The sequence below is a fragment of the Terrabacter sp. Soil811 genome (genome assembly GCF_001429655.1).
Classification (GTDB): Bacteria; Actinomycetota; Actinomycetes; order Actinomycetales; family Dermatophilaceae; genus Terrabacter.
Map to the genome: position 1 here is coordinate 551,878 of NZ_LMSX01000001.1, position 22,627 is coordinate 574,504.

The 22,627-nt window shown below is 71.2% G+C and carries 23 protein-coding genes; 12 read left to right on the plus strand and 11 right to left on the minus strand.

The genetic code is table 11. From position 1 onward, the window contains the following. Nucleotides 1-43: 43 nt before the first annotated feature. From ASH01_RS02470 to ASH01_RS02485, 4 genes are all read left to right on the plus strand, one after another. Complete coding sequence (locus tag ASH01_RS02470) at nt 44-1,057, plus strand: ABC transporter permease (RefSeq protein ID WP_056770930.1); 1,014 nt, start codon at nt 44-46, stop codon at nt 1,055-1,057. After that, nucleotides 1,054-2,193 (plus strand): ABC transporter ATP-binding protein, encoded by a 1,140-nt coding sequence (locus ASH01_RS02475; protein WP_156415386.1) that lies wholly within the window; start codon nt 1,054-1,056, stop codon nt 2,191-2,193. The genes ASH01_RS02470 and ASH01_RS02475 overlap by 4 nt, the downstream gene beginning before the upstream one ends. Before the next feature lie 67 nt (nt 2,194-2,260). Continuing rightward, on the plus strand, nt 2,261-3,415 hold the full coding sequence (locus ASH01_RS02480) for an ABC transporter ATP-binding protein (RefSeq protein WP_056770932.1): 1,155 nt from the start codon (nt 2,261-2,263) through the stop codon (nt 3,413-3,415). Nucleotides 3,416-3,457: 42 nt separating this feature from the next. Beyond that, nucleotides 3,458-4,177, plus strand: a complete 720-nt coding sequence (locus ASH01_RS02485) for a DsbA family oxidoreductase (protein ID WP_056770934.1) — start codon at nt 3,458-3,460, stop codon at nt 4,175-4,177. Nucleotides 4,178-4,192: 15 nt separating this feature from the next. Here ASH01_RS02485 and ASH01_RS02490 read toward each other — a convergent pair whose 3' ends face one another. Next, nucleotides 4,193-4,876: a winged helix-turn-helix transcriptional regulator gene (locus ASH01_RS02490; protein WP_056770938.1), complete on the minus strand. Its 684-nt coding sequence runs from the start codon at nt 4,874-4,876 to the stop codon at nt 4,193-4,195. 201 nt (nt 4,877-5,077) lie between these two features. Between ASH01_RS02490 and ASH01_RS02495 the strand changes: the two genes are divergently transcribed. Next, entirely contained in the window at nt 5,078-5,914 is an 837-nt protein-coding gene (locus tag ASH01_RS02495; RefSeq protein ID WP_056770941.1) for a class I SAM-dependent methyltransferase, read from the plus strand. 103 nt (nt 5,915-6,017) lie between these two features. Further along, entirely contained in the window at nt 6,018-7,397 is a 1,380-nt protein-coding gene (locus tag ASH01_RS02500) for a ferredoxin reductase family protein (RefSeq protein WP_056770944.1), read from the plus strand. A gap of 181 nt (nt 7,398-7,578) precedes the next feature. Here ASH01_RS02500 and ASH01_RS02505 read toward each other — a convergent pair whose 3' ends face one another. After that, the gene (locus tag ASH01_RS02505) at nt 7,579-8,469 is read right to left on the minus strand and encodes a hypothetical protein (RefSeq protein ID WP_056772591.1); all 891 of its coding nucleotides are present in this window, start codon (nt 8,467-8,469) and stop codon (nt 7,579-7,581) included. A gap of 6 nt (nt 8,470-8,475) precedes the next feature. After that, on the minus strand, nt 8,476-8,841 hold the full coding sequence (locus ASH01_RS02510; protein ID WP_056770948.1) for a hypothetical protein: 366 nt from the start codon (nt 8,839-8,841) through the stop codon (nt 8,476-8,478). A 180-nt stretch (nt 8,842-9,021) separates the two neighbouring features. On the opposite strand from ASH01_RS02510, the gene ASH01_RS02515 reads away from it, so the two are divergent. Then, nucleotides 9,022-9,786 (plus strand): DUF5995 family protein, encoded by a 765-nt coding sequence (locus ASH01_RS02515; protein ID WP_056772595.1) that lies wholly within the window; start codon nt 9,022-9,024, stop codon nt 9,784-9,786. A gap of 245 nt (nt 9,787-10,031) precedes the next feature. Here ASH01_RS02515 and ASH01_RS02520 read toward each other — a convergent pair whose 3' ends face one another. After that, on the minus strand, nt 10,032-12,698 hold the full coding sequence (locus ASH01_RS02520; protein ID WP_082619353.1) for an MGH1-like glycoside hydrolase domain-containing protein: 2,667 nt from the start codon (nt 12,696-12,698) through the stop codon (nt 10,032-10,034). A gap of 117 nt (nt 12,699-12,815) precedes the next feature. Continuing rightward, the gene (locus ASH01_RS02525; protein ID WP_056770950.1) at nt 12,816-13,967 is read right to left on the minus strand and encodes an ROK family transcriptional regulator; all 1,152 of its coding nucleotides are present in this window, start codon (nt 13,965-13,967) and stop codon (nt 12,816-12,818) included. 88 nt (nt 13,968-14,055) lie between these two features. Between ASH01_RS02525 and ASH01_RS02530 the strand changes: the two genes are divergently transcribed. Then, nucleotides 14,056-15,348, plus strand: coding sequence for a DUF1479 domain-containing protein (locus tag ASH01_RS02530; protein WP_056770954.1), 1,293 nt, complete (start codon nt 14,056-14,058; stop codon nt 15,346-15,348). A 2-nt stretch (nt 15,349-15,350) separates the two neighbouring features. On the opposite strand, the gene ASH01_RS02535 is transcribed toward ASH01_RS02530, so the two are convergent. Then, entirely contained in the window at nt 15,351-15,707 is a 357-nt protein-coding gene (locus ASH01_RS02535) for an ArsC/Spx/MgsR family protein (RefSeq protein WP_056770955.1), read from the minus strand. 138 nt (nt 15,708-15,845) lie between these two features. Between ASH01_RS02535 and ASH01_RS02540 the strand changes: the two genes are divergently transcribed. Next, nucleotides 15,846-16,412, plus strand: coding sequence for a hypothetical protein (locus tag ASH01_RS02540; protein WP_156415387.1), 567 nt, complete (start codon nt 15,846-15,848; stop codon nt 16,410-16,412). A 17-nt stretch (nt 16,413-16,429) separates the two neighbouring features. Here ASH01_RS02540 and ASH01_RS02545 read toward each other — a convergent pair whose 3' ends face one another. Further along, nucleotides 16,430-16,765, minus strand: coding sequence for a DUF4760 domain-containing protein (locus ASH01_RS02545; RefSeq protein ID WP_056770961.1), 336 nt, complete (start codon nt 16,763-16,765; stop codon nt 16,430-16,432). Nucleotides 16,766-17,123: 358 nt separating this feature from the next. Here ASH01_RS02545 and ASH01_RS02550 point away from each other — a divergent pair, with 358 nt between their 5' ends. Together ASH01_RS02550 and ASH01_RS23310 are read left to right on the plus strand one after the other, a co-directional pair. Then, complete coding sequence (locus tag ASH01_RS02550; RefSeq protein WP_009777120.1) at nt 17,124-17,327, plus strand: cold-shock protein; 204 nt, start codon at nt 17,124-17,126, stop codon at nt 17,325-17,327. A gap of 199 nt (nt 17,328-17,526) precedes the next feature. Then, nucleotides 17,527-17,811, plus strand: a complete 285-nt coding sequence (locus ASH01_RS23310; RefSeq protein WP_056770963.1) for a hypothetical protein — start codon at nt 17,527-17,529, stop codon at nt 17,809-17,811. A gap of 229 nt (nt 17,812-18,040) precedes the next feature. Here the strand turns inward: ASH01_RS23310 and ASH01_RS22335 are convergent, their stop codons facing one another. The 4 genes from ASH01_RS22335 to ASH01_RS02570 all read right to left on the minus strand — a co-directional run bounded on the left by ASH01_RS22335 (nt 18,041) and on the right by ASH01_RS02570 (nt 21,123). Continuing rightward, the gene (locus tag ASH01_RS22335) at nt 18,041-18,454 is read right to left on the minus strand and encodes an acyltransferase (RefSeq protein ID WP_162263855.1); all 414 of its coding nucleotides are present in this window, start codon (nt 18,452-18,454) and stop codon (nt 18,041-18,043) included. 122 nt (nt 18,455-18,576) lie between these two features. Beyond that, entirely contained in the window at nt 18,577-19,671 is a 1,095-nt protein-coding gene (ychF, locus tag ASH01_RS02560) for a redox-regulated ATPase YchF (protein WP_056770966.1), read from the minus strand. Between the two features lie 67 nt (nt 19,672-19,738). Continuing rightward, nucleotides 19,739-20,278, minus strand: coding sequence for a histidine phosphatase family protein (locus ASH01_RS02565; RefSeq protein WP_056770969.1), 540 nt, complete (start codon nt 20,276-20,278; stop codon nt 19,739-19,741). Continuing rightward, nucleotides 20,275-21,123 (minus strand): thioesterase family protein, encoded by an 849-nt coding sequence (locus ASH01_RS02570; protein WP_056770975.1) that lies wholly within the window; start codon nt 21,121-21,123, stop codon nt 20,275-20,277. Before ASH01_RS02570 ends, ASH01_RS02565 begins: the two co-directional genes overlap by 4 nt. A gap of 141 nt (nt 21,124-21,264) precedes the next feature. Between ASH01_RS02570 and ASH01_RS02575 the strand changes: the two genes are divergently transcribed. Next, complete coding sequence (locus ASH01_RS02575; protein ID WP_056772601.1) at nt 21,265-22,524, plus strand: DNA recombination protein RmuC; 1,260 nt, start codon at nt 21,265-21,267, stop codon at nt 22,522-22,524. Nucleotides 22,525-22,627: the final 103 nt, after the last annotated feature.

The window sequence follows — 22,627 nt, forward strand, 5'->3', positions numbered from 1 at the left end:
GGGTAGCCACGAGCTGCTCGTCGCCGCGTCCGGCCACCACATCGTGCTGACGTACCTGATCCGCCGGCTCTTCGCCGCCGTCCTGCTGCTCTTCATCGTGAGCGCGGTCGTCTTCGTCATCTTCTTCCTCGTGCCTCGCATCGGCGGCGCGACGGCGGACGACCTCGCCTCCCGCTACGTCGGCAAGAGCGCCGGCGAGGCCCAGATCCACGCACAGGCGGTCAAGCTCGGCTTCACCGACCCGATCTGGGTGCAGTACGGCCGGTTCGTCAAGGGCGTCCTCACGGGATCCGACTACGACACCGGCGCCGGCATCGACCACTGCCCGGCCCCGTGCCTCGGATACTCCTACATCACGCAGAACCCCGTGCTGCCCGACATCCTCGACCGCCTCCCCGTCACCGGGATCCTCGCGGCGGGCGCCGCGTTCCTGTGGCTCGTCGGCGGCGTCGGCACCGGTGTCATCTCCGCGCTCAAGCGCGGGAGCGTCCTCGACCGCGGCTTCATGGGCGTCGCCCTCGCCGGCGTGTCCCTCCCGATCTTCTTCACCGGCCTGCTCTCGCTGACGATCTTCAGCTACGGCCTCAAATGGACGTATGCCGGTGGCGCGAGTCCGATGGACGCCACCAGTCCGCTCGACCTCGTCCATCGCATGCTGTTGCCCTGGATCACGCTCGCGTTCCTCTACGCGGCGTCGTACGCCCGCCTGACCCGCGCCGGCATGCTCGAGACGATGAACGAGGACTACATCCGCACGGCCCGTGCCAAGGGCCTGAAGGAGCACGACGTCGTCGTCAGGCACGGGCTGCGCTCGGCTCTGACGCCCATCCTCACGATCTTCGGTCTCGACCTCGGCCTCCTGCTCGGTGGCGCCGTGCTGACCGAGACGACGTTCTCGCTCCAGGGCATCGGCTACTACGCTGTTCAGGCGATCACGAACAACGACCTGCCGAAGGTGCTCGGCGTGACGCTCTTCGGCGCCGTGTTCGTCATCTTCGCGAGCCTCATCGTCGACCTCCTCTACGCCGTCCTCGACCCCAGGGTGCGCACCTCATGAGCCAGTCCACCAACGAGACCACGAGCCGCGCGGACGACCGCACGCGCCGCAGCGACAAGGGCGGCGCCACGTCGGCGAACACCCTCGACGGCATCGGGGGCCTGGGGGCCCCGGCCGCCGACGCGTTCCTGTCGGTGCGTGACCTCCGCGTCCACTTCCCCACCGACGACGGCGTCGTGAAGTCCGTCGACGGCCTCTCCTTCGACGTGGCCCGCGGCAAGACCCTGGGCATCGTCGGTGAGTCCGGCTCGGGCAAGAGCGTCACGAGCATGTCGATCATGGGCCTGCACAAGCCCGGCACGGTGCGCATGACGGGCTCGATCAAGCTCGACGACACCGAGCTCATCGGCGCCAAGCCCGAGCGAGTGCGCGAGCTGCGTGGCAAGCGCATGGCGATGATCTTCCAGGACCCGCTCTCGGCGATGCACCCCTTCTACACGGTGGGCCACCAGATCATCGAGGCCTACCGGATCCACAACAAGGTCAGCACGTCCGTCGCGAAGAAGCACGCGATCGACATGCTCGGACGCGTGGGCATCCCCCAGCCGACGAGCCGGGTCGACGACTACCCCCACCAGTTCTCGGGCGGGATGCGCCAGCGCGCCATGATCGCGATGGCCCTGTCGTGCGACCCGGACCTGCTCATCGCCGACGAGCCGACGACGGCGCTCGACGTCACGGTGCAGGCGCAGATCCTCGACCTCATCCGCGACCTCCAGTCGGAGTTCAACTCGGCCGTCATCCTCATCACCCACGACCTCGGGGTCGTCGCCGAGCTCTCCGACGACATCATGGTGATGTACGCCGGCCGCTCGGTCGAGTACGCCACGGCCGACGAGGTCTTCACCCGCCCCCAGCACCCCTACACGTGGGGCCTGCTCAGCTCGATGCCCCGCCTCGACCGCGTGCGCACCGAGCGCCTGCGCCCCATCAAGGGCGCCCCGCCCAGCCTCATCAACGTGCCGTCGGGCTGCCCGTTCCACCCGCGGTGCGCCTACGCCGATCGCACGAACGGGCTGAGCCAGACCGAGCGTCCGCCGTTCGCCGAGACGCACCCGGGGCACTACTCCGCGTGCCACCTCACCCGCGAGGAGCGGACCGCGATCTGGGAGAACGACATCAGGCCGACGCTGTGATGCCCGCGTCGTCCGTCCACACCGCGTCCGGTCGCGCACCCCGCGACCTCAGCACAGGAGCCCCATCGTGACCACCACCCACGTCAAGCCGACCGCGTCCAAGCAGGCGGGCGAGTCGCTGCTGCAGGTCACCGGCCTGACGAAGCACTTCCCGATCACGCGTGGCCTGCTCCAGCGCCAGGTGGGTGCGGTCCAGGCGGTCGACGGCCTGACGTTCAACGTGTCGCGCGGCGAGACGCTCTCGCTGGTGGGCGAGTCCGGCTGCGGCAAGACGACGACCGGCCGCATGCTGACGCGCCTGCTCGAGCCGACCGGCGGCACGATCCTGCTCGAGGGCGAGGACATCACCCACTGGTCCGCCGGCAAGCTGCGGCCACTGCGCCGCGACGTGCAGATGATCTTCCAGGACCCCTACGGCTCGCTGAACCCGCGGCACACCGTCGGCACCATCGTCGGGGCGCCGTACCACCTGCAGGGGATCAAGACCGAGCACGGCATCAAGCGCGAGGTCCAGGACCTCCTCGAGCTCGTCGGCCTCAACCCGGAGCACTACAACCGCTACCCGCACGAGTTCTCGGGCGGTCAGCGCCAGCGCATCGGCATCGCGCGCTCGCTCGCCCTCAAGCCGAAGCTCATCATCGCCGACGAGCCCGTGTCGGCCCTCGACGTGTCGATCCAGGCGCAGGTCATCAACCTCCTCGAGGACCTCCAGGACGAGCTGGGCCTGACCTACGTCGTCATCGCCCACGACCTGTCGGTCGTGCGCCACATGTCCGACCGGGTGGCCGTGATGTACCTCGGCAAGCTCGTCGAGATCGCCGAGCGCGACGAGCTCTACACGCGACCGATGCACCCGTACACGACCGCGCTGCTCTCGGCCGTGCCGATCCCCGACACGCAGCGGCGCACGAAGCGCGAGCGCATTCGCCTCGAGGGCGACGTCCCGAGCCCGGTCAACCCGCCGCCGGCCTGCCGGTTCCACACGCGCTGCTGGAAGGCCCAGGAGATCTGCAAGACGCAGGAGCCGCCGCTCGTCGAGCTCGCGCCGCTGCACCAGGTCGCCTGCCACTTCCCGGAGAACACCGACGTTCCGGCACCGGCCCCGGCGGGCGCCCCGCTCGGCGACGTCGTACCCGACGACGCCCCCCGCGCCGACGCCACCGGCGCCCCCCTCACCCCCGAGCGGGACACCACCGACGACGACGACGGCTCGCGCGCCTGACCCTCGGGGAAGCAATCCCCCGTCGCCGTCGTTGAGCGGTGCATGAAGGTCGAGATCTGGTCCGACATCGCCTGCCCGTGGTGCTACATCGGCAAGCGCCGCTTCGAGAAGGCACTGGCCGCGTTCCCGCACCGCGACGAGGTCGAGGTGCAGTGGCGCAGCTACCAGCTCGACCCGACGCTGCCCGACCACCACGACGGCACGGAGCTCGACTACCTCGTGGACCGCAAGGGCATGTCGCGCGCCCAGGTGAGCCAGATGTTCGACCAGGTGACGTCGATCGCCGCCGACGAGGGCCTGCGCTACGACTTCGGGTCCGTCGTCGTGGCCAACAGCTTCGCCGGCCACGAGCTGCTCCACCTCGCGAAGGCCCGCGGCGTGGGCGACGAGGTCAAGGAGGCGCTGTTGTCGGCGCACTTCGAGCACGGGGAGGACATCGGCGACCGTGAGGTCCTCGTTCGCATCGGCACCCAGGCAGGGCTCGACGCCGACGAGATCGCGCGCGACCTCGCGACACACACGTGGCGGGACGCGGTCGTCGCCGACATCACCGCCGCGAACTCCCTTGGCATCAGAGGCGTTCCGTTCTTCGTGCTCGACGAGAAGTATGGCGTCTCCGGTGCTCAGCCCACCGAGCTCTTCACCCAGGCGCTCGAGCAGGCCTGGCGCGAGTCGCACCCCCTCGTCATGCTCCAGCCCGTCGCGACGGGGATCGCCACCGACGCCGCCGACACGGTCGCCTGCGGGCCCGACGGCTGCTGAGCGCTCTCCCCGGGGTCACGCCGGCCGCGCCCGCATGGCCGCGACGAAGGGTGCCACCGGGCTGAGCCGGAGCACCTCGTCGAGCCGGCGCGTCACCGCCGTCGACCCGTCGAGGTGCACCCGGCCCGACCGCAGCGCCGTGGTCAGGGGCAGACGGCCGAGCCACACGGCATACAACGACGCCACGTCGCTGCTGATCGTCACGTCGACGGGGAACCCCGGGTCGGTCATGCACACCGAGGGCGTGCCGTGCTCGACGAGGATCCAGAAGCGGCGCACATCGTCGTCGAAACGCAGGTGGAGCACGTGCCGGTCACCCGCCAGGACGGAGGTGTCGACGCGCGTGTGCATCCACCAGACGAGCAGCTGGGCGTCGAGCTCCTCCGGCTGCGGATCGCCGAACATCCAGTCGGCTCCCCACTGCGCCAGACCGAAGACGACCGGCTCGAGCGCGCGCCCCGATGGGGTCAGCACGTAGCGGGTGCCCGACCGCTCGACGACGCCGTACCGCTCGAGATGGCGCAGCCGCTTCGTCAGCAGCGTGCGCGACAGCCCGGGCAGGCCCCGCGAGAGGTCGTTGAAGCGCGTCGTCCCCGTCAACAGGTCGCGCAGGATGAGCAGAGACCACCGCTCCCCCACGACGTCCAGCGTCCGTGAGATCGGGCAGTACTGGCCCGCCCCGGGATCATGTCGTCCCATGGCCCACCTCCGGTCGGAGGCCGCGGACCCTGACCTGCACCGCGGCCCACCGCCCAGTATCGGTCCTCGACGTGCACCGCGTCAGTCCACTTCGTGTACTGGAGCCCGCGTCGGCGGCAGCGGACTCTGGAGACGGACGGCCCGGGTGGGCCGCCGGGCCGCCGGATCGCAGCGGGCCCGTCACCGATGGAGGGAACGCGAATGACGACACACACCCGGACGACGGAGGCCACCGCCCCCGACGCCGCACTCAAGGCCCGGCATGCCGCCATGTGGGCGCTCGGCGACTACCCGGCCGTGGCCCGGGAGGTCATCCCGGAGCTCGGCCGCGAGCTCGTCGACGCGTGCCGCGTCACGGTCGGACAGGACGTCCTCGACGTCGCCGCAGGGACCGGCAACGCCGCGATCCCCGCAGCGCGGACCGGCGCACGCGTCGTGGCGAGCGACCTCGCCCCCGAGCTGCTCGACGTCGGCCGCCGGCTCGCCGCCGAAGCCGGAGTCGCGATCGACTGGGAGCAGGGCGATGCGGAGGCCCTTCCCTATGCCGACGCCACCTTCGACGTCGTCCTCTCGTGCGTCGGCGTGATGTTCGCGCCGCACCACCGGGCGGCTGCGGACGAGCTCGTCCGCGTCGCACGACCGGGCGGCACGCTGGGGCTCGCCAGCTGGACGCCGCAGGGCTTCATCGGGCAGATGTTCGCGACGATGAAGCCGTATGCCGCGCCGCCGCCTCCGGGCGCGCAGCCGCCCCCGCTGTGGGGCGACGAGGCGCACGTGCGCGAGCTCCTCGGGAGCCAGGTCGCAGAGCTCACCGCCGAGAAGCGTTCGCTCCCAGTGCATTTCGAGCACCCCGAGGACTTCCGGGACTTCTTCAAGCGCGCCTACGGTCCGACGATCGTCACCTACCGCGGCATCGCCGACTCCTCGGACGCGGTCGCAGCCCTCGACGCGGCCCTGCTGGACCTGGCCCGCGACCACATGGACGCGCACGGGCGGATGGGGTGGGAGTACCTCCTCGTCACGGCCCGACGGGCGTGAGGCCGGACCGTCCGGCTTAAGGGTTTCTTGACCCGGGCTTGAGGCGGCTGGTCGAGCGACTCCGTAGGCTCGGGAGGATCTTCCGCCTCCGGATGGAGTCATCGTGGGCTCGACCCCCGTCGGCGGTCGGCGCATGTGGTGGGGCGGCAGGGGCGGCGCATCTCGGCGGCGACTCGCCCCTGCACTGTGGGCGCTGCTCGTCGCCGCTGCCCTCGTCGTGCCGCTGTGGGCTCTGTGGTCGGCGCCCGACGGCGCGCACCAGGGGCCGCTGAGGGTCGTCTCGCTCGTCACGGCACTCGCCGCCGCCTCGCTGCTCGTGCTGACGTTCGTGCTGCCGAGCCGTTTCCGACCCGTCACGGGCTACCTCGGCGTCGAGCGACTCCTGCGCAACCATCGCGCCCTGGCCCTCGCTGCCGTGACGCTCGTCGCCGTGCACGTCGGCGTGGTCATCGTCCGCCCCGGGCCCGGGGTGGCAGTCCTCGACCTGCGATCGGCACCCCCGCGGGTCTGGGCGGCACTCATCGCGACCGCTGGCCTGGCCGGCATCGTGGCCCTCGGCATGAGTCGTCGCCGCCGTCGACCGCGCTACGAGGGGTGGCGCCTCGTCCACGTGCTGCTCGCCCACATCGTGCTCCTCGCGACGGCCCTGCACGTCCTGTGGCTCGGGGACCTGACCCGCTTCCCGTCGGCACGGCTGTGGTTCCAGACCTTGGCCGTGTTCCTCGTCCTCGCCTTCCTGCACCGCTGGGTCTGGCGTCCCCTGCGGTCCTACCGCAACCGCTATGTCGTCGACGAGGTACGGCACGTCTCGCCGACCGCGACGACCCTCGTGCTGCACGCCGCCGGTCACTCCGGCGTGGCTTTCCGGCCCGGACAGTTCGCCTGGCTCAAGATCGGCACCTCGCCGTACGTCTTCGAGGAGCACCCCTTCACCATCGCCTCGGCCGCGACCGAGCCCTGGCGCAAGGAGTTCACGATCAAGGGCATGGGCGACTTCAGCGAGCTCATCGCGGGCCTGCGTCCCGGACGCAGCGTCTTCATCGACGGACCGCACGGGTCGTTCACCCTCGACGGACTGCGCTCCGACCGCTTCGTCCTCATTGCCGGCGGCGTCGGCATCACCCCGATGCTCAGCATGATCCGCACCCTGGCCGACCGGGGCGACGAGCGGCCCGTGCTGCTCGTCGTCGCCGGCCGCACGGCCGACGACCTGCTGCACCGCGCCGACGGGGAGCACCTCGGCGATCGACTCGACCTCCACGTGGTCGAGATCCTCGAGGAGCCGCCGGACGAGTGGGACGGCGAGGTCGGGCGGTTCACGGCGGCGGTGCTCGAGCGGGCCCTGCCCCAGCGTCGGTCCAAGGAGGACGTCGACTACTTCGTCTGCGGACCCGGGCCCATGGTGGCCGCCGCGACCGAGATCATCGGCGACCGCGGCGTGCCCTCGCGGCGCATCCACACCGAGCTGTTCGACGTCGTCTAGGTACGCCCGCCGAGTCGCTGGGCCAGCGAGACCGGGATGATCGAGAGGACGATGAGCACGATGCGACGACGTTGATGACGGGCGCCTGCCGGTCGTCACGTCGTCGGACCCGACGTGGGTGACGGACGACCTGCTCCGGGGACCGCCGTTCCTCGTGCTCTCACCGCGCTGAGGCTCCACCTCAGCGGGCGGACGTCCGCGGGGGCGCCGGTCGCGCGGACGTCCCTCGCGCCCGCTCACGCCCGGCCATGGCCCTCCAGAGCAGCAGCGAGGCCCCGAGCGTGGCGGCGAGGCCCGTGAGGAGCAGCCAGGTCAGGGGACGGTCGGTGTAGAGGTCGGACCGCCCCCGCACGGCCCCGACGAGGATGAGCGTCAGCATGACGACCTCGACCTCGACCATGAGCCGCAGGCGTACCCACCTGCTGTCACGGAGCACGACGAGACCGGCGCTGCCGAGGCAGAAGACCGCACCGACGACGCGGCACGTGAGCGGTGTCAGCAGCCACGGCCAGACCGGGATCACGAGGCTCGGGACGGCGAACATCACGAGGCCCTGCGCGAGCGCGAGGCCAGCACCGCCGGCGACGACCGCCCGCGCACCCGGGCGGAGGCGCAGCTCGTCGGGACGGGGCAGCGCGGCGACCCTGGTGTTGGCCACCCAGGCCGCGAGCACGAGGAACGGGGCGACGAAGTAGAGCGTGGCCCAGAGCCAGAAGGCGACGTGGCCGTGGTTGAACCGGTCCCAGTGGATGACCGTGGCGACCCCGAGCAGGGCCGCGAAGAGGGTGACGGACAGCAGGCCCGCACCGACCCGCGCCCACCGCCGCTCACGCGCGACGCGGACGAAGAACCACGCCCCGCCGAGATAGGCCGACCCGAGCACCATGGGGGTCAGGCTCGGCCTGATCGTCCAGGCGAAGAGGCGCCCGGTGTCGGACGGGGAGCCGTAGAGGATGACGAACGCGGTGAGCAGGATCGGCACGAGCACGACGGAGAGGACCCGGGTGGCCGGCAGGACGCGGTCGTCCCTCCGAGTCGTCGAGGGCGGGGACGCAGGGTCGACGTGCGCCACGGCCACTCACCCCCTCGACCGTCCGACCGCGTCGAGGTCGACGAGGGCGCCGACGAGCTGGTCCTTCGTCACGTCGGCGTCGCGCTGGTGCTCACGGGGCACGCGCCACCACTCGAGCTCGAGGGTTCCGGCCTGCGTGGGCTCGAGGTCGAGGCCGGCCGTCTCTGCGACGAGCGCGTCGAACCGGCGCATCAGGTCGCGCGCACGCTGGGGGTCGTTGTCGGGGAAGGGCGCCCACGCCTGGTTGGCACGCAGCACGAGCCACGCACCCCGCAGCGTGTCGGGCCCGTTCATCCCGAAGCCCGCCGCCACCATCGCCACCGACGCCCGCAGGAACGTCGCCCACTCGTGCCGGTAGTAGGCCCCACCCACGCGTCCGTCTCGCGCTGCCCGACGGTGACCGCGTCGAACGATCCGGGCCCGTGCGTCCCTGCTCTCATCCGGCCTCCTCGACCAGGAGCGCCTTCGCGCGACGGCGTCCGGATTCGACTGACACCGCGAGACTCCCGCTCCAGAATAGGAGCGAGGGGCGGCGTGCGTGAGGAGAACGCGATGACCGGAACCGAGGGTGGGCGCACCATCGACGACGTCCTCGAGCGGATGACCGCGACCCTCGAGCAGATGCCGCCGGAGCTCTCCGTCCGGCGCGCGTTCCTCGCGACCTACCAGCGCACGACGCGGGCCGTCGGCAAGGCCATCGGTGCCGCCGCCTTCGAGGACCCGGAGTGGGTCGAGGTGTGGGACGTCGTCTTCGCCGACCTCTACCTCGACGCCCTCGACGCCGACCTGTCGGGCGACCCGGGACGGCAGGCACCGCGGCCGTGGCGGCTCGCGTTCGGGGCTCCCGCCGACCTGCCGCCGCTGCGGCAGGTGCTCCTCGGGATCAACGCGCACATCAACTACGACCTGCCGCAGGCCCTCCTCGGCGTCATCAGCGACGCCGACTTCGCCGACCCCGTCCTGCTCGACCGGCGGCGACGCGACCACGAGCGCATCGACGGGGTGCTGTCCGCCCGGGTCGCCGCGGAGGACGACGAGCTGGCCACCCTGCGTGCCAAGAGCGCGCTCGACCGGGTGCTGACGCCGCTCAACCGCGCCGCCTCGACCCGCTTCCTGCGCGAGGCCCGCACCAAGGTGTGGCACAACACGACCGAGCTCCAGCGGGCTCGCGTCGACGGCCCGGAGGCGTATGCCGTCCGGCTCGCCGAGCTGGAGGTGCTCAGCGCCGCTCGCATCGCCGACCTGCTCGCCCCCGGACAGGTGCTGCTCCGGCTGGCCGTGGCCGGCTTCGGCGTCGTGCTGCCACCGGCGCGCTGACGCCGCCACACGCATACGCGAGCAGGCCTCCCGGACACAGGAGAGGCGCCACTCGCTCGGGGGTCCGAGTGGCGCCTCTTCTGACCCCTCCATCGGCAGGGCCGGCCGGGGCGTTACAGCGATCCGAGAAGTTTTTTCCGCGCCATCCACAACAAGAGGCCCGACCGACCTGCTCGTCGTCTTCTGGGACCCGCTCGAGCCCCAACCGCACGATCCCGACGTCAAGGCGCTCCGGCTCCGGGGCCTCACAGGCCCCACGGCTGCTGGTCGCCCGCGAACGGGTCGGGCCGGCAGATCAGGTCGGCCACGAGACCGGTCCACCCGGTCTGGTGGCTGGCCCCCAGCCCGGCACCGTTGTCACCGTGGAAGTACTCGAAGAAGGTCACGTTGTCCCGCCAGCGAGGGTCGTCCTGCAGCTTCCCGACGTGCCCGTGGCACGGCCGTCGGCCGTCGGGACCTCGGAGGAACAACGAGATCAGGCGCCGACGCAGGTCCTCGGCACAGTCCGCCAGTCCCTGCGTGTGCCCGCTGCGGGTGGGGTACTCGACCTCGCTCGTGGCTCCGAGTGACCGGGCGTATCGCTGGAGGTTGCGCAGCACGAGGTAGTTGACGGGCATCCACACGGGCCCGCGCCAGTTGGAGTTGCCGCCGAACATGCCGGTCGTGGACTCCGCGGGCTCGTAGTCGACCGTGACCATCGACCCTGAGAGCTCGACCCACAGCGGGTGCTCGAGATGGTGGCGCGAGAGCCCGCGCAGCCCGTGCGGCGACAGGAACTCGTCCTCGTCGAAGACCCGCGCCAGGACGCGGCGCGCCTCTGTCGGCGGCACGACACCGATCGCCACGGCTTCCGTGCCGGGGACCTCGACGACCCGTCCGCGACTGCGCTCACCGGAGGTCGACCCCTGCTGCCCGAGGAACCCCGAGAAGCGCTTCTGGAGCGTGCCGAGCGTCCTCAGCAGCTCCGGCCTCACGACCACCATCCCCAGGAGCGGGAGCACCCCGACCATCGAGCGCGCCCTGATCGGGACCGTGCTGCCGTCGCCGGCGTGGAAGACGTCGTAGAAGAAGCCGTCCTCCTCGTCCCAGAGGCCCTGGGAGTGCATGGCGTCGACGATGAGCACGAAGTGCTCGATGAACTTCACCTCGATGTCGGTCCACGCGTCGTCCTTCTCGGCGAGGATCCTCGCGATCTCGAGGAGGGTGAGCGAGTAGAACGCCATCCAGCTCGTCCCGTCGGCCTGCTCCAGGCGGCCGCCCGGTGGCAGGTGGGACCGGTCGATGGCGCTGATGTTGTCCAGGCCCAGGAAGCCACCGGCGAAGAGGTGGTCGCCCTCGGGGTCCATCCGGTTGACCCACCACGTGAAGTTCATGAGCAGCTTGGGCATGAGTCGGCCCAGGAAGTCGGTGTCGCGCCTTCCGTCGATGTCCCACACGTGCAGGGCGGCCCACGCGTGCACGGGTGGGTTGGCGTCGCTGAAGGACCACTCGTAGGCAGGAAGCGCGCCGTTCGGGTTCTGGAACCACTCCCGGCAGAGCACGAGCAGCTGGTACTTGGCGAAGGCCGGGTCGAGGTGGGCCAGGGCGACGGTGTGGAACGCCATGTCCCACGCTGCGAACCACGGGTACTCCCACGGGTCCGGCATGGACAGGATGTCGCGGGCGTCCACGTTGAGCCAGCCGGCATTGCGCCCGGCCCGTCGCTCCGGCGGAGGTGGAGGCTGCGTGGGATCGCCCTCGAGCCAGCGCTTCACGTCGTAGCGGTAGAACTGCTTGCCCCAGATCATCCCGGCGAACGCCTGCCGCGCCACGAGGCGGGCGTCCTCGTCGACGTCGGCGGGGATCACCTCGGCATAGAACTCGTCGGCCTCGGCACGACGCTGCTCCAGCACCGTGTCGAACGCTGCGCCGAAGGCGGGCGCCGAGGACGGCGCACGGAGCCGGACGCGTACGACCTGCGTGTCGCCCGGGGCCACGGTCAGGCGGTACCAGGCCGCACTCTTCGACCCGACCCGTTCCGGGTTGACCGTCGGCGCACCGGTCACGACGTGGTCGTTGACCCCGTCCTTGGGGTAGTCCGCTGACGAGTCCGAGCCGTAGAGCCGCCGGCCGTTGGTCTCGTTCTCGCAGAACAGCAGCTCGGGTGACTCACCGGTGGGTCCGGGCGCGAGCTCCCACTCGAGCTCGCCGAACCGCGGGTGCTCCACCGCCACCCGATCGGGACCCGTGGCCCTCAGCGAGGGCCGGGCGGCACCCACGTCCCAGGACCACGTGTTGCGGAACCACAGCTGGGGCAGCACGTGCAGCGTCGCGACGTCCGGGCCCGCATTGGTGACGCGGACCTCCATCAGCAGGTCGTGCGGGTCGGCCTTGGCGTGCACGACGTCGACCACCCAGTAGCGGTCGTCGTCGAAGACCCCGGTGTCCATGAGCTCGTACTCCGGCTGCGTGTGGTCACGCCGGGCACTCTCGGCCACGAGGGCGGCATACGGGTACTCGGCCTGCGGGTAGTGGTAGCGCCAGTGCAGCCACGCGTGGCTCGGGAGGGCGTCGAGGAACCACCAGTACTCCTTGACGTCCTCGCCGTGGTTGCCCTCGGGACCGGTCAGGCCGAACATCCGCTCCTTGAGGATCGGGTCCCTGCCGTTCCACAGGGCCAGCGCCATGCACAGGTTCTGGCCGACGTCGCTGACGCCTGCCATGCCGTCCTCGCCCCAGCGGTAGGCGCGGGAGCGCGCATGGTCGTGGGGGAAGTAGCCCCAGGCCGAACCGTCCGCGCTGTAGTCCTCGCGCACCGTCCCCCAGGCCCGCTCCGAGAGATAGGGACCCCAGTCGTACCAAGGGGTGGCCTCGTGCAGACCGTCCTCGGGGTGACCGAACGAGTCAACCCTGGCGCGTTCCGTACCGGGCATGTGCGCTCTCCTTCGTCGACCTGCCTGCGCATCCGACCGGCATGTCGGCCGGATGAACGCCGAGGGCTCCCCGTGTGTCGATGCGGCCGCGCGTCGCCCCCTGACCCGCTCACCAACCTAGACCGGGTCCGGTCCCCGGACCGTGGTGATGATGACTTCTCGCAGCTGCGCCAGCGCGGCGGCGCGCGCGCCGACGAGCTGTGGCTGGTCGGTGACGGCCGCCACGACCACGGGCACCGGGCGTGGGAGGTCTGCGGACCGGCGACGCAACTCTCCGACCACCGCCTCGTCGCTCCCCCACGCGCCGCCGACGACGACCATCTCGGGGTCCGCGAGTGCGACCGCTGCCTCGAGGACGCCCGAGACGGCGGTCCCGAGGGCCGAGAGCGTCGATGCGCCGCGGTCGGCGTCGACGATCGTCGTCGTCAGACGCGCGACGTCGATGGCCGTCGAGCCGGCCCGGCGCAGGCCCAGCTGGGCGAAGACCTCGGTCAGTCGCGTCGCCCGGCCGTCAGGGCCCTGCGTCGTGAGGTGGGCGATCTCGCCGGCCAGGCCGGAGTGGCCACGCCGCACCTCGCCGTCGGAGACGACAGCGAGGCCGAGCCCCTCGTCGAGGTAGAGGTAGACGAAGTCGTGGGAGCCGCTGACGGCTCCGGCCTCACCCGCCGCGTGCTCGGCGCGCGCCGCCCAGTTGACGTCGTTGTCGACGAGGACAGGCCCGTCGACGGCGGGCGCGAGCAAGGACGGCGCGTCGAGGTCGCCGACGAGGAACGGGGCGTCGGGCAGGTGCACGAGCCGCCCGGTCTCGCGGTCGACGGGGTCGGCCGCGCTGACGACGGCCAGCCGCAGCCTCCCGGTCACTGTGGCTCCGGCGGCTTCCGCCGCTCGCGTCAGGGCGAGGCCCACGGCACCGACGCCGGCGTCTCGCGCGAGCGCCACCTCGGCCGAGGCGACGACCGCACCGAAGGCGTCGACAGCCTCCGCCACGACGCCCTGCGGCGTGATGCCGACGACGAGGGCGGCGCCGGAGTCGGGCGCGAGCGTGTAGTAGGACCCGGCGCGACCACGGCCCGAGCTGCGCTCCCCCGTGTCGACGACGAGGCCGGCGTCGACGAGACGTCGCACTCCCTCGGAGATCGTCGGCTTCGAGATGCCGGTCAGGGCTGCGACCTCGGCCCGGGTGAGGCGCCCGTGCTCCATCAGGGCGTGCAGCACGTGCTCCTCGGTGAGCGAGCGGAGCAGGTCGAGGCTCGGTTTCGCGGACGACATGCACCCATTCTAGTTAGGACTCTTGCCCAAATGCGTCGCGACGCGCTACCGTCGTTCTTCGTAAGGAGTCCTGACCAAAGGAACCACCATGACCACCACGCACATCACCCCCGCCGACACCGACCTCCCGCACTGGGAGACCCCGCCCGACGACCTGCCCGCGGCGATCCGTGAGGTCAAGAGCGCGATCCGGGCGCGCATCGAGGCGTCCGGCCGCACCGTCGCCGAGGTGTTCGCGGTCGTCGAGGCGCGTGTCGCCGAGCGCGTCGCCGAGATCCGCGCGGCCCGCGAGCGCGGCGAGGACGTCTGGCCCGTCATCGACTACGCCGACATCGAGCAGGGCGCGGTCACGCCGGAGCAGCTCGAGGCGCTCCGCCGGCGCGGCTGCCTCGTCGTCCGGGGCCACTTCCCGCGCGAGCAGGCGCTCGCCTGGGATGCCGGCATCGTCGACTACGTCGAGGGCAACGCCTTCTTCGAGAGCTACCGGGGGCCGGGCGACGACTTCTTCGGCAGCGTCGGCTCGAAGCCCGAGATCTACCCCGTCTACTGGTCCCCCGCGCAGATGGAGGCACGACAGAGCGAGCGCATGGCCACGGTCCAGTCGCTGCTCAACGCGCAGTGGACACACGAGTCCGACGGCGTGCAGTGGTTCGACCCCGACCGCGACTCCCTCTACCCCGACCGGATCCGCCGACGCCCGCCGGGTGCCGACTCCAAGGGCCTCGGCACCCACTGCGACCCGGGCACGCTCGACCTCTGGATGACCCAGGGCTACCAGAAGGCCTTCCGTCACCTCTTCGACGGCAGCGTCGAGCAGTACGACCCGTGGGACGCGGCCCACCGGACCTCCGGCCCGCAGTACCCGGGCACGACGATGTGCTCCGCCTTCCGCACCTTCCAGGGCTGGACCGCGCTGTCCGACATGGACCACGACCAGGGCGTCCTGCACACGGTCCCGATCCCCGAGGCGATGGCATACCTCATGCTCCGCCCGCTGCTCGACGACGTCCCGAACGACGACATGTGCGGGGTCACGACGAACCAGGTGTTCCCGGCCAGCGAGCGGTGGCACCCGCTCCTGCTCGAGGCCCTGAGCGGCATCCCGGACGTGCGCGCCGGCGACTCCGTCTGGTGGCACTGCGACATGATCCACAGCGTCGCGCCCGTCACCGACCAGCAGGGCTGGGGCAACGTCATGTACATCCCCGCCGCGCCATGGTGCGAGCGCAACGAGCGGTATGCCGCCAGCGTGCGTGAGGCGTTCCTCAGCGGTTCCAGCCCGAGCGACTTCCCGGAGGAGGACTACGAGCGCAGCTGGCCCGACCGGTTCGCCCCCGAGCAGCTCAACGAGACGGGACGCCGCGGGCTCGGCCTCGACTGAGCTCAGTCGGCGAGGAAGGCCGCAACCCGCTCCTTCGGCCGGCCGATGATGGCGCGGTCACCCTTGACGAGGACGGGTCGCTGGAGCAGCCGCGGGTGCTCGGCCAGGACGGCGACGACCTGATCGCGGGTCTCGACGTCGGCGTCGGTCAGCCCGAGCTCGGCGAAGTGCGCGTCGCGGCGGACGAGGTCGGTCGGTGGGTCCTCGAGCTTGTCGAGCAGGTCGCCCAGCGCGGCCGCGTCGAGCGGGTGGCGCAGGTAGTCGACGACCTCGGCCGCGACGTGCGCGTCGTCGAGGCGCTCGACGGCAGCCCGGGACGTCGAGCAGCGGTTGTTGTGCAGGATCGTCACGTCGCTCATGGCGCCGAACCCTAGCGTCGACCGGCGACGCACCGGGACGAGGGTGGCCCAGCCCCTTGTCCCCTCGCACGACACCGGAGGACGATCGACGGGTCAGGATGGTCCGCGTCGACGACGCGTGGTGCTCGAGGAGTGCTCATGGGGATTGGCGACAGGCTCGGCAAGGTCCGGCCACGGAAGCACGGTGACGACGCATCCGACGGGCAGGCGCTGGACGTCGCCCGATACGCCTTCCTGCTGCGCGTCGCATCCTCGGACGCGCTCCGCCAGGCACACCGCGAAGCCTTCGCCACGCTCTCGTCGGAGCAGTCGCAGGCTCTCTTCCTGCGTCTCGACCACGACCTGCCGGAGGGACTGCGGCCGCCGACGGCAGAGCCGGCCGACCTCGCCCAGGCCGCCTTCTCGGCGGAGCTGCTCGACCATGGACATCTGGTCAGGATCCTGCGCCGCCCGGGCCAGGGTGTCACCGAAGGGCACGCGGTCGGTTCCGGCGCCGCTGGGGGTGGCGCGCTGCTCTACGCGCACTCGCTCCTCGCGTCCGTCGCCGCCGCGGTGGCCGGGTCACCTGCGGTCACGGAATGGCTCGCAGGCTTCGCCAACTCTCCGGAGGCCGCGCAGGTCGACCCTTCGCTCTTCGTCCGCAGTCCCGGCGCAGGCACCTACGGCTCGACGCTCGCCCGCCACACCGGCGTCGCCGGCCACTGAGTGTCGGAGGTGGCGCGTCAAACCTGCCGCGTGGCCAGGGCCTCGAAGTTCTCGTACAGCTCAGGCACGCCGTGCTCTTCGCGCAGCTTCCTGGCTGCGGGCCCGACGCGCGACCACAGTCCCGACATCCAGAGCCAGTCGAGGACGAGGTCGGTGTCGAGGAGCCCGTTCTTCGTGAGCGTCCCGATGGTTTCGCCCCAGTTGAGGACTCGGGAGACGAGCACGTCGTCGGTGGTGGCGGTCTCGGGGTCGAAGTCGTCGGACCAGATCGCCTGCTGGGCCTCCTCGATGCCCATCGTGGAGCCCCACTGGGCCACCTGCACGAGCAGTGCTCCGTCTGCCTGGTTCGGCATCTCGATCTCCCTCGTCCGGGCCCGATGTGACTCCCACGAACGCTACTCGTCGCTGTCGCGTCCGACAGGCCTTCGTCGGAACTGCGACGCAGGAGCGGCACCGAGTACACGTGAACCGTGCGCCACGCGGTCCCCGGCGCATCTCGAAGCCCGGACACACTGGGCTCGCACCCACCGGGACGGGGTCAGGGGAGCCTGGGACTGCTACCTTCGTTCCCAGTTGCCGTCCCAGTCCGTCATGTGCGGGCTCGGCACGACGAAGCTGCTGCGCGAAGGTTCGCGTGACGCGCCCGTCGTGACCAGCGGCAGCCTGAGGTCTCCGCACGGGAGGCCTCGCAGACAAGAAGAGGCAACACCAGTGGCAACAGGCACCGTGAAGTGGTTCAACAGCGAAAAGGGCTTCGGCTTCATTGAGCAGGACGGCGGCGGCGCCGATGTCTTCGTTCACTACTCGGCCATCGAGAGCGGCGGCTACCGCGAGCTCCAGGAGGGCCAGAAGGTCGAGTTCGACGTCACGCAGGGCCCGAAGGGCCCCCAGGCGGAGAAGGTCAAGGGCATCTGACCCCCCACAGCCTTCGGTGACTTCGGTCCCGCGCAGATCCCCGACCTTCTGGTCGGGGATCTGCTTTTTTCACGGGCGAGCCCTCGCAGGCCTCACCGGCGGTCACGGCTCGCTGTCCACGGGTCGTCACGAGCAGGGAACCTCGCCATGTGTAGCGACGCGCACAGACGGCAGGGCCGGTGGCGGCCGATCCTGAGGCATGGACACGACCAAGAGCTTCACGTGCATGATCGGCCGGCACCGCTGGGAGCCTGCGGCGGACGACCCGACACACGGCCGCACCTGCACGGAGTGCGGTAGGCACCGTCCCGGTGCGCGAGGCACCGGGCTCGGCGCAGGTCGATGGGACTCCGCCGGCTTCGGGGCCGAGAGCGGTTGGGGCTACGCCAACGGCGACGGGTTCGGCGGGGGATTCTCCGGCGGCTTCGACGGCGGCGGCTTCGACGGCGGCGGCTGCGGTGGCGACGGCAGCGGCGGCTGTTGAGCGCGGGCGAGAGGACCGATCATGCGACTGAGGAACGCCCCGTGCTGGGTCATGGGGCACATGTATCGACGCCAGCCGGGTGACAAGGACGTGATCGTCTGCCAGCGGTGCGGCAGCCGGGAGCTCCTCGCGGTCAAACGCATGCGTGACAGCGCGGACCGACCCTGGGTGTGAGCCCGCTCAGACGTTGAAGCGGAACTCCACGACGTCGCCGTCCGTTCGTACGGTTCTAGCCGGGCTTACCATGGTGAGATTGAAGGTCACGGATCCGATGCGCCGGGACCCCTGCATACAAACCGTCGGGCGCGGTCGACTTGGCGACCACCGCCCCGGCCGCTATCACACACCCGGGCGCGACATCGACTCCTGGCAGGATCGTGACGCTGGCACCGATCCAGGTGCCGTCGCCTATGGTGACCGATCCATAGGTTAGTGGTCCCGCTCGACGTTCACCGCGATCCAACTCATGCGAGCGAGTCAGCACCCGGCAGTATGGCCCGACCGCGACGTTACGACCGATCACAACCGGGGGGTCGCCCTCGAAGAAGCTGCCGGTGTTGATATAGGAGCCGTCCCCGATCTGGATGTCGCGAAACCGGAATTCGACGCCAGGCTCGATCCAACAATTGCCGATTCCTACCATGCCCAGTCTGCGTAGGGTCTGAAGTCGCTGGACGCCCCCCATGTACCGACTACATGCGAACTGCTGTGCGGCGGCCGACAGACGCCACCTGATTCCAAACACCGCCCCACTCCCCCGACCCGTTACTTAGTAGTTGCAGAGTGTCGGAACTCCACGACGTCGCCGTCGGCCATGACGTAGTCCTTGCCCTCGATGCGGACCTTGCCGGCGGCCTTGGCGGCGTTCATGTTCCCCGCTGAGACGAGGTCGTCGAACGAGACGACCTCGGCCTTGATGAAGCCGCGCTGGAAGTCGGTGTGGATGACGCCGGCGGCCATCGGGGCGGTCCACCCCTTGCCGATCGTCCACGCACGCGACTCCTTGGGGCCGGCCGTGAGGTAGGTCTGCAGCCCGAGCGTGTGGAAGCCGGTGCGGGCCAGCTGGTCCATGCCGGACTCCTCGGCGCCGAAGCTCTGGAGCAGCTCGAGCGCCTCGTCGGGCTCCATCTCCATGAGGTCCATCTCGAGCTTGGCGTTGAGGAAGACGGCATCAGCCGGTGCCGCGAGCTCACGCAGCGACGCCTGGAGGTCCGCGTCGGCGAGCTGGTCCTCGTCGAGGTTGAAGACGTAGATGAAGGGCTTGGTCGTCAGCAGACCGAGCTGCTTCGCCTCGGCCAGGTCCACCCCTGCGGGCGGCCCGGCGGCATACAGCGTGTGACCCTCCTCAAGGACCTTCTGCGCGGCGACCGCGAGGTCGACGGCGGCCTTCCTGTCCTTGTTGACCCTGGCCTCCTTCTCGAGGCGGGGCACGGCCTTCTCGAGCGTCTGGAGGTCGGCGAGGATGAGCTCGGTGTGGATCGTCTCGATGTCGCTCGCGGGACTCACCTTGCCGTCGACGTGGACGACGTCGCCGTCCTCGAAGGCGCGGACGACCTGGCAGATCGCGTCGGCCTCACGGATGTTGGCGAGAAACTTGTTGCCGAGCCCCTCCCCCTCGGAGGCGCCGCGGACGATGCCGGCGATGTCGACGAAGCTCACCGTGGCCGGGAGGATCTTCTCCGAGCCGAAGATCTCGGCGAGCGCGCCGAGGCGCGAGTCCGGCAGCGGGACGACGCCGACGTTGGGCTCGATCGTCGCGAACGGGTAGTTCGCGGCGAGCACGTTGTTCTTGGTCAGCGCGTTGAAGAGCGTCGACTTGCCGACGTTGGGGAGACCGACGATTCCGATGGTGAGTGCCACGAGGACAAGAGTTTAGTGGCGATCGGGCCCGGCTCCGACCACGAGGGCGTATGCCGCCCTCCCCCGCTCACCCCAGCGTCCAGTCCCAGCCGGGCTGCCACGCGAAGGGCGCGGTGACGAGCTGCTCGAGCGGCACCCCGTCGAGCAGGTGCTGGAGCGCCCAGCGGTTGGCGGAGTGGGCGATGAGGAGCACACGCTCGCCGTCGTGGTCGCGCCGCAGGTCGCGCAGCACGTCCGCCGTCGCGTCGACGACGTCGCGGTAGCTCTGGCCGCCGCCCGGGAAGGGCACGTCGACGTGGTCGAGCCGCACGCGTTCGAGGTCGGCGACGGGCCCCCCGTTCAGCCGGCCGTAGTCGCACTCGCGGAGCCGGGCGTCGGCGTGCCGGGGCACGTCGGTGCCGCCGTAGGCGAGCTCGGCCGTCTCGACGGCACGGGCCAGGTCCGAGGTGTAGACCACGGCGAACCCGGCCGCGGGTCGCCGTCGCCCGAGCTCGACGGCGAGACGACGACCCTCCTCCGAGAGACGACCGGGGAGCCAGCCGGTCGCGACCCCGGCCTCGTTGTCCTCGGTGATCGAATGGGTCTCGTAGACGAGCTCGACGCTCACCCGCCGGCCTTGGGCAGCCGCACGCCGCACAGCTGGCGGGACTGCGCGACGAGGTTGCCGGCGGAGTCCCAGATCATCGCGTCCTCCTCCATCATCCCGCCGCCGAGGGTGTCGCTGCCGAGCGTCACCTGCAGCCAGCCCGGCTCGGGCCGACGACGCACGTGGCCGGTGAACTCGAGCGTCGGCGTCCACCCGAACAGGCCGAGCTCGAAGGCCACGGGGGGAAGGGCGTCGAGCGCCATCATGAGCATCGTCGTGTCGGGCTCGCGGCCGTCGCGCAGCCGCAGCCAGCCGCGCATGACCCCGCGCATCGAGGGCTTGCCGAGCGCCCACCCGGCCGTGCTCGGGTCGAGCCGCAGGTCGAGACGCTCGAGGAACTTCGCGTTGGCGAGGAAGTCGGGCGGCGCCTGCTCGGCCGAGACGCACTGCTCGGGCGGCGGCATCTCGGGCGGGCTCGCCTGGCGCTGCACGTCGAGGTCGGTGAGGTTGCCGAACGAGCCGATGGCGCGCATCCGCTCGACGGGCCGGCCGTCGTCGCCGGTCTGGTGGATCGTCATCTGCCCCGTCGAGAGCTTCCGGCCGCACCGCATCACCTCGGTGGTGACGGTGAACGGCCCGGGCTGCGAGGCGGTCATGAAGTACGCCGACAGCACGACGGGGTCGACGTGCTCGGTCGTCTCGGTCGGGTCGGAGGCGAGGTGCTCGCCGAGCGCCCGGAGGGCGGTCGTCATGACGAGGCCGCCGTTGACGGCGTTGCCGATCATCCACTCCTCGTGGAAGGTGCCGTGCCGCTGCGTGGGGTCGTCGCCGGTCTCGAGCCGGGTCGCGTCGTCGTACTCGCTCACGGACAAGGTGTAACAGACGTCCCCGACGCGCCGCCCACCCCGGGCGTATGCCGTCCGCCACGTCCCGCCCGCCGCAGCCGTCTGGGACGTGGCCGGGTGTCGCGTCCCCACGGTGTCGGCGCCGTCTGGGACGGTGCTCGCATGGACCTCACCGCTCTGCTCGTCGGCCTCGTCATCGGGGCACTCGTCGGGGGCCTGCTCGCCTGGCTCTCGGCCCGCTCCGCCCTGCTGGCCCGGTCGGCCGGCGCCGAGGCCGAGCGTGACGTGCTCCGGGAGCGCGTGGCCGACCTCGAGGCCGCCCGCGACGTCGACGACACGACCGCGAGCCTGCTCGCCCCGCTGCGCGACACCATCGGCCGGGTCGAGCGCCAGGTCGGGGCGCTCGAGCGCGACCGGTCGCTCCAGTTCGGCCAGCTGGGCGAGCGCCTCACCGAGGTGAGCCGCTCGACCGAGTCACTCCGCTCCGAGACGGCGACGCTCGCGAGCGCCCTCAACGCCTCCACCGTCCGCGGCGCCTGGGGCGAGGTCCAGCTGAGGCGCGTGCTCGAGCTGGCGGGCCTCATCGCCCGCTGCGACTTCGACGAGCAGGTGACGCGCGTCAGCCGGCACGGCGCGACGGTGCGACCCGACGCGGTCATCAACCTGCCCGGCTCCCGTCACGTCGTCGTCGACTCGAAGGCGCCGATGGCGCACTTCCTCCAGGCCCACGGCGACACCGTGTCCGAGGTCGAGCGTGCCGAGCTGCTCGCCGCCCACGCCACCTCGCTGCGGCGGCACGTCGAGGGCCTGGCCGCCAAGGCGTACTGGACGGCCTTCACCCGCTCCCCCGAGGTCGTCATCTGCTTCGTCCCCGGCGAGGCGATCCTCGCGACCGCCCTCTCCGACGACCCCGGCCTCTACGAGCACGCCCTCTCGCGCAAGGTCGTCCTCGCCTCCCCGGGCACGCTCTTCGCCGTGCTGCGCACCATCGGGGCGATCTGGCAGCAGGACGCCCTCGAGCAGAACGCCCGCGAGCTGCTCGTCATCGGCCAGGACCTCTATGCGCGTCTGACGACCCTCGGCGGGCACGTGACGACGATGGGCCAGTCCCTCTCGCGCTCCGTCGAGCAGTACAACCGGTTCGTCGGCACCCTCGAGTCGCGGGTGCTCGTCACGGCGCGACGCATGCACGAGCTGCACCTGACCACCGACGCGCCCCCGACCCTCGAGCCGCTCGAGGTCGCGCCGCGCTCGCTCAGCGCGGCGGAGCTGACCGACGACCTCGGGCGCACGGCCCGGGACGACGCGTTCCTCGGCCATGCCGTCGGGCGCAGCGGGGCAGTTGGCCAGGGGGGCACAGGCGCCGCCGGCGTCGACTCCCGTCAGGGGTCCGACGACGACCCCCGCGAGCAGTCCGCCTGAGCCGGACCGTCCGGCGCGGCCGGTCGACGCGGGAGCGTGGTCGTCGGCTCGTCGGGGTGGCAGCCGTGGGCGCCCCTGTGCGGCAGGCAGTTCGGGTCGCGGA